We start from the raw sequence: 6,270 nt of genomic DNA, 5'->3' as shown, positions 1-6,270 counted from the left end.
GCTCAGGTAACCATAACTCTATGTCATAAGTCCTTTGTGCAGCAAAACCCATATCACCACTACAGAGTAGCATTACTCTATACGGTAATTCTGTTAGTTCCAATTTCTGTATTAATGTCCAAAGATAAGACAAGGGTCTGCTCTTTTATATATTCAATCCACGTATTTATTGCTTCCTTAATTTTCTCATCTTCTGTTTTGATTATTACTCTGATTCTATCGGACATATGAAAATCAGCTTGTTTTCTAGTTTCCTGAATGAACCTCACAACATCTCTTGCAAGCCCTTCTAAAATCAGTTCATCGTTTAAGGCAGCGTTTAGAACAACAATTCCTTTGTTGTTATCAAATGCAGAAGAAAATCCACTGTTTGCTTTTAATGATAGCTCATATTCGCCTTTTTCTATAATGTAATTTTCTGATTCGTCTCCTAAAAATATTTGTTCATTATCGACTTGCCTCCACTTCCCTTCCTTGGCATATTGAACTAGTTTCTTGATCTTGTCTGGAATTCTCTTTCCAAGCATAGGAAAGTTTAGTTTTAGCTCAAGTGATGCAATATCTTCAAGTTTGTTCACTAACTCTAGCTTTTTTACATTTACCTCATCTTTTATCATCTCTTGATATTCATCTTCAAGAAGACCGCAGGAAGACTGATGATAAATGATCATACTGCCAAGTGGCTGTCTGATACGTATGTTAAAAGTGTTTCTAATAGAGAGTGCAGAGTTGCATATCTCTCTCACCAAATCCATCTTGGCAATGAGCTGACTATCAAACTTCTCTAATTGTGGAAAATCGGCCAAATGAACAGATGTTTCTTCATACTTAAACCCTTGCCATATATTCTCTGTTATAAGTGGCAACAAAGGAGCTGCAGCTCTTAGTATGTAATAAAAAACCGTCTATAGGACATTATAAGCGTCGGTTTTATCTTGATCCAAGTCACTTTTCCAAAATCGCTCGCGACTGCGACGAATATACCAATTATTTAGCACTTCAAAAAAATCCATCAGAATTTTGCAAGCCTCTTGGGAATTATAGTTGTTCATAGAAGCTTGGATACTTTCTACAGCTTCAAAACATTTGGAAATCATGTAGCGATCAATAGTGCTTCTATAGTCCTTACAAACTTCAGCTTTAATTCCGTCTGCATTTGCATACATAGTAAAAAAGTGATAACTATTCCAAATAGGTTTTATTACATTTTTTAGAACATCTCGTATTGAGTTTCCTTCTTTGTCGAGTAGCAAATTACCACCACAAACAATAGATCCAGAAAGCATAAGAAAACGCAGTGCATCAGAACCGTATCTATCAAAAACCTCCATTGGATCTGCATAGTTATTCAAACGTTTGGACAATTTTTGCCCTTTTACATCCAAAACAACACCGTGGCATATGCAGTTCTTAAATGGTTCCCTATCAAACAAAGCAGTGGACAATACAAAGAGCGTATAAAACCACCCCCTGGTTTGCGCTATGTATTCAGTGATAAAATCCGCAGATTCAAACCACTCCTTATTTTCAAACGGATAGTGGACTTGCGCAAATGGCATCGAGCCAGATTCAAACCAGCAATCAAACACGTCAGGTACACGGCGCATAACTGATTTTCCTGTTGGATCATCAGGATTTGGTCTTGTTAAAGTATCGATAAATGGTCTGTGCAAGTCGTCTATTTTAACATTAAAATCTCTCTCCAGTTCTTCTATTGAAGCATATACATCTACTCTTGGATATCTCGAATCGTCTGATTTCCATACAGGGATTGGCGTACCCCAGAATCGATTGCGTGAAATTGACCAGTCGTGTGCCCCTTCAAGCCATTTTCCAAATTGACCATCTCTAATGTGGTTTGGTATCCAATTAACTCTCTTATTTAGCTCTACCATTCTGCTTTTGAATTTTGTAACAGCAACATACCAAGAAGGCATAGTGCGATAGATCAAAGGAGTGTCAGTTCTCCAGCAGTGTGGATAATTGTGAATATATTGTTCAGTTTTAAACCAATTCCCTTGCTCTTTTAATTTTTTATTACTGTATCATTGGTATCAAAAACATGAACCCCTGCCAAATCTGAAATTTCAGCAGTAAATTTTCCACTGTTATCAATTGGAGAAATAACCGGAATATCATGGCTTTGGCAAAGGTAAAAATCTTCCTCACCAAATCCAGGAGCAGTGTGCACAACGCCAGTACCATCTTCTTCCGTCACATAATCAGCAATAAAAACGCGAAATGCATTTTTTGTGTCTTTAAAATAGTCAAACAGTGGTTTGTAAGAAAGACCTGCAAGATCATTCGCTTTAAGTTTTATATTGCAGTTTTCATATGGAATATTGTTTTGTTCAGAGTGGCTGATAAATTTCTCTAAGTAGCTTTCAGCAAAAATGTATATTTCACCATTCATTGAACTTCCTTCACTACTCCCTGTCATCCCAGTGCCCAGACACTGGGATCCAGAAATAGATTCCAGCGTCACGCGCTGGAATGACATCAAAGGGTGGACTGACACTGCACAATACTTAATATCTTTTCCTATTGCTAAAGCCAAGTTGCTCGGCAACGTCCAAGGAGTTGTAGTCCAAGCAAGTAATTTACACTTTCGTTTAACACTTTTAAATTGCTGTGGGTTTTCTAAAAGCTCAAATGCAACAGTTACAGCTTTGCTAACTTTTTCTCTATACGCGTTATCAAGCCTTGTTTCGAAATTAGATAATGGAGTTTCGCATGCCCAGCTATATGGAACAACGCGCACTGATTCATACACCAGACCCTTATCATAAAGCTGCTTGAATGCCCACATGACCGACTCCATGAATGATTTATCCATAGTCTTATAGTCATTGTGAAAGTCTACCCACCTTGCTTGCCTATTTACATACTTCTCCCACTCTGATGAAAATTTCATCACAGAAGTATGGCAATGATTGTTAAATTTATCTATACCAAACTTCTCTATCTCAGTTCTACCAGATATTCCAAGTTCTTTTTCTGCACCCATCTCAGCCGGCAATCCATGGCAATCCCAGCCAAATCTACGTTCAACCCTTTTTTGAAGCATAGTTTGATATCTTGCAAATGTGTCTTTGATGAAACCAGTGAGTAAATGTCCATAATGCGGAAGTCCATTTGCGAACGGAGGCCCATCGTAAAAGACAAAACAATTATCCTTGGAACGTTCTTCAACTGACCGCTCAAAAACTTTGTTTTCCTGCCAAAATTTTATGATTTCCTTTTCTAACGATAAAAATCAGGACTACTTACTGTATCAGGATAATGCTTTGACTTCATGTTCGCTATGTAAAACTAAAGAATATAGGGCTTTCTGAAAAATTACAAATTCAAAAATATTTCCGTAGCTCACACCCCAACAAACTATTCTGCCAAGCTTCCAATACCTTTTTTAAAGTTTTACTTGCAGTTTTTATTGTTTTACTTAACATTAACCCAAGCTTTAGGGGTGTTTTATGGATCAGAAGACAGATAAGTTTCCACAATTTTTAAAAATGTTGTGCTTTGTTGAAATGTGGGAACGTTTCTCTTACTATGGAATGAGGGCACTTTTGGTCCTATTTTTGACTTCTCACTTAGGTTTCACTGATGAGAGGGCCTTTACTATTTACTCATTATTTGCTGCAACAGGTTATGCTATACCAATACTTGGAGGTTTTTTAGCTGATAAGTTGATGGGATTCCGCAACATGGTGTTGCTTGGAGGGATAGTGATGATAGCAGGTCATGCTTGCATGTCATTGGTTAAGTTTGAACCAGGTTTATTATATTTAGGTTTATCTCTAATAGCCATAGGTACTGGTATGTTTAAAGGGAACGTAACTAACTTACTTAGTTCATGCTATGGCAAAGACGATCCCGAACGTAGCAGAGGCTTTACCTTATTTTACGTAGGTGTGAATATTGGAGCAATATTGGCTTCTATTTCATGTGGTTATGTAGCCCACTTGTTTGGCTGGCACTACAGCTTTGGTTTAGCTGGTATTGGGATGTCTATAGGGCTAATCTTTTTTCTCAAATTTCAGAATCTTTTAGGAGATAGCGGCCTTTCTCCTTATCCAGAGCTTATGAATAAGCGCATATTAGGGATTAAAATTTTTGGTATAGTATTGATAGGAGGCTTTCTGTCATCATCAATAATTGCTAAAATGCTTATACATAGTGAATTTTTTACTAATATGCTCATATTTATTGGAATAACAGCTCTGGGCATATTTATTTATATAATATCTAAATTATCAGCAGAACAAAGACGAAAATTAGTGGCATTATCTATTCTTGTGGTATTTTTCTTGTGTTTTTTTGCTTTAGAAATGCAGCTTGGCTCTTTGGTTAACTTATTCACCGAAAGAAACGTTATTAACAAAGTATTAGATATAACAATCCCAGCTTCAGTTTCTCAAGCCATAAATCCTTTGTCAATTATAATATTTGGCTTTCTTTTTGGAACATACATGAAGTTTAAGCAAAAATATGCAACTTCCATGTTTACCCTTGGCCTTCTGACAATGGCTATGTGTTTTTTCACACTGTACATTGGATGTTTAAACTCTAACATTGAAGGTAAAGTAGAATACTTATATTTAATAATTGCTATCTCCTTTATGGGACTGCGAGAATTATGTATTGCTCCATTAGTCCAAGAACAAGCAACTACACTAGCCCCCAAAAACCTTAGAGGAGTAGTGATGCTTAGAGGGATAGTAATGCTGTCATTAGCGTTTTCTAACCTAGCCGGAGTTGCAATATCAAAATTTATGTCAGTTCCTTCAGTAAATGGTAAAATAAATTATTTAGAATCTTTAGAAATATATAAAGAGGGTTTTTTAAAGGTGGGAATATTTAATTTAATGCTCGTTATTGTATTTTTATTCTTCTTCAATCTTATACATAAAGTTATTACTAACTCATCTTGTACAAAAAATTGATATAGGTAAGCTCAAGACTACTATTTGTAGATTTAAGGTACCCGTTCAGCAGAGGTAGCAATTAAACTTTGTAAGTTTTGAAAAAGATTATGATTGCATTTTTTCAATACTCTTTGCTTAAGACTTATATTTAACGCTGCTTAAAATCAGTAAAAGGCACACCCTAACAAACTATTTTGCCGAGCTTCCAACACTTTCACGTTTACTATTTTGTCTCTGTATTTACCTTCAGGATCATCAATGCACACTGATTGCATATATGGGCTTTTACCAATAATTTGGTTTTGGTGTTTACCTTTTTTATCGCTAAATAGAACAGGTATAGTTTTGCCTACCATACTCTGGTTAAACTCAAGTTGTTGCTTACTAATTAATTTCTGTAAACGAAGAAGGCGCTCTGTTTTAACCTCTTCTGGTACTTGATCTTTTCTTTCCGCTCCCGGTGTGCCTGGTCTTGGGCTGTATTTAAAACTATAAGCCTGAGCATATCTAACTTTTTCTACTAATTTCATAGTTTCTTCAAAATCTTTTTCGGTTTCTCCAGGAAAACCAACAATAAAATCAGAAGAAAATTCGATTTCAGGTTTCAATTTGCGAAATCTGTCTATTATTTCCAAATACTCCTCTGCAGTGTGTTTCCTGTTCATCGCGTGCAATATTTTATTCGAACCAGACTGCACAGGCAGGTGAACAAACGGCATGAGCTTTGGCTCTTCCGCATGTGCCAAGTAGAGAGATTCATGCATATCTCTTGGATGAGAAGTTGTATAACGAATCCTCTCTAGCTTTTCAATTTTAGCAATATGACTAATTAATTTTCCTAAATCCCACACTTCCCCTTCGCACTCCCCATGGTAAGCATTGACGTTCTGACCAAGCAAATTGATCTCATTTGCCCCATTTGCAGCTAATTTCAATGCTTCACGAAATACTTCATTCATTGGCCGTGAATACTCAGCTCCACGAGTATAGGGCACTACACAAAACGTACAAAATTTATCACAACCCTCTTGTATGGCAAGAAACGCAGAAGACCCCTGGCTATTGCCATAGCATTCATCTGGCAATTTATCAAACTTTGCAACTTCAGGAAAATCAGTGTTTATTACATGACCTTTACTTCTGCTTGCTTTGACTATCAGCTCCGGTAAGGTAGCGATACTCTGCGAACCAACAACAATATCAACAAAAGGAGCCCTTCTGAACACTTCTTCTCCCTCTGCTTGCGCTACACACCCAGCCACCACTATAGTCATTTCTTTTCGTAACGAATGAATCTTCCCAAGCTCTGAGTAAAGTTTTTCTGCTGCCTTCTCTCTAATGT

Annotated in this window: 2 protein-coding genes and 1 pseudogene; 1 reads left to right on the top strand and 2 read right to left on the bottom strand. The window is 36.7% G+C overall.

Going from position 1 to position 6,270, the window contains the following annotated elements; translation table 11 throughout:
* Positions 1–77 precede the first annotated feature (77 nt).
* Positions 78–3,297 (bottom strand): annotated as a pseudogene (locus WGMM_RS01610) (class I tRNA ligase family protein).
* A gap of 176 nt (positions 3,298–3,473) precedes the next feature.
* On the opposite strand from WGMM_RS01610, the gene WGMM_RS01605 reads away from it, so the two are divergent.
* A complete protein-coding gene (locus WGMM_RS01605; protein ID WP_038249091.1) occupies positions 3,474–4,946 on the top strand; it encodes a peptide MFS transporter in 1,473 nt (490 codons plus the stop codon).
* Positions 4,947–5,092: 146 nt separating this feature from the next.
* On the opposite strand, the gene miaB is transcribed toward WGMM_RS01605, so the two are convergent.
* A partial coding sequence (miaB, locus tag WGMM_RS01600) for a tRNA (N6-isopentenyl adenosine(37)-C2)-methylthiotransferase MiaB (protein ID WP_038249089.1) occupies positions 5,093–6,270 on the bottom strand: 1,178 nt, incomplete at its 5' end.

Source organism: Wolbachia endosymbiont of Glossina morsitans morsitans (genome assembly GCF_000689175.1).
In the GTDB taxonomy this organism is placed as follows: domain Bacteria; phylum Pseudomonadota; class Alphaproteobacteria; order Rickettsiales; family Anaplasmataceae; genus Wolbachia; species Wolbachia pipientis.
Note: the sequence above shows the minus strand (reverse complement) of the source record. Positions and strands in the feature narration are given on the sequence as shown.